Annotated in this window: 1 protein-coding gene; it reads right to left on the bottom strand. The window is 43.1% G+C overall.

The window, feature by feature from the left end; genetic code table 11:
* Window positions 1–977 (bottom strand): hypothetical protein (locus tag A3735_RS30120; RefSeq protein WP_197485602.1); only part of this gene is annotated, 977 nt, incomplete at both ends.

Here is a 977-nt window from a genome sequence, read left to right as displayed (position 1 = left end):
AGCTGAGATTGAACACGCTCTCTTTCTTCGCTAAGAACTGCTTTGCGCTCAGTGAACTCATCAAGCGATAGCAGCGCTTCATTCCAGATTTCGCGCGATTCAGCAAGTTGCTCACGATACTGTTCAAGCTGATCTAACAACTCCTTGATATCTTCATCGTTTCGTTTTAGCTGGAGATTGAATTGATCTAGCTTGGCTTTATCTGCTCCTTGCTGACCAGCTATTCGAGCTTTCTCATTGGTCAGCGTTTTAATAGATACCTCGAAAGACTCTAAGTCTTTACGATATTGATGTAGAGCATCTTTATTGGCTTCAAGTTGAAGATTAACGGCATCAAGCTGCTCCTCTAGCGCTGGAATAGCTTTCTTTATTTTTGCGATAACATTTGCACGCTCAAGAACGCCTGCCTCGGTATCACCGGGCCTGTATACTCTTGCCCATGTTTGACCAAACCAAAGGCCATCAGTACATATAACAGACTCGTGCTCCGCCAGTGTAGCAATAGCAAGCTGTGCTTGCTCTTTTGAATCAGCAACTTTGATATCGTTTAGTATTAAAATTACTTGAGACGGTGCACCTTCAACATATTGAGCAAGTGATCCAGATTTTGCTACAACATTAGAGTTTGATCCATTTTTATCCTTATCTAATAAGGCAACAGAACCTTCCAGAGTTGATGTTTCGCAATTCAGAATAAGATCCGTTGCTACGCCGTCGGAAACCAAAGAGTTCATCCAATCATGAAGCGCTTGCTGAACAGCAATTTCCCAACCTGAAGTGACCTTAAGCTCATTCATCAGCAATGGCAGCTGATCAATACCCATCTGCCGCTTTTGCGCAGAAACGCTAGAATCATCACCCAAGACAGATTCTTGAAGTGTTACAAGCGAAGCGAGGACAGCTTTCTGCTCCGATATCTTTGCATGCAAGATAGACTTCTGATCGCTTAGTGATTCAATCTTGTCTTGTTGTTGCTC

It is taken from the genome of Oleiphilus sp. HI0061 (genome assembly GCF_001635675.1).
The sequence above is the reverse complement of the archived record's forward strand: the minus strand, read 5'-3'. Positions and strand labels throughout refer to the sequence as shown.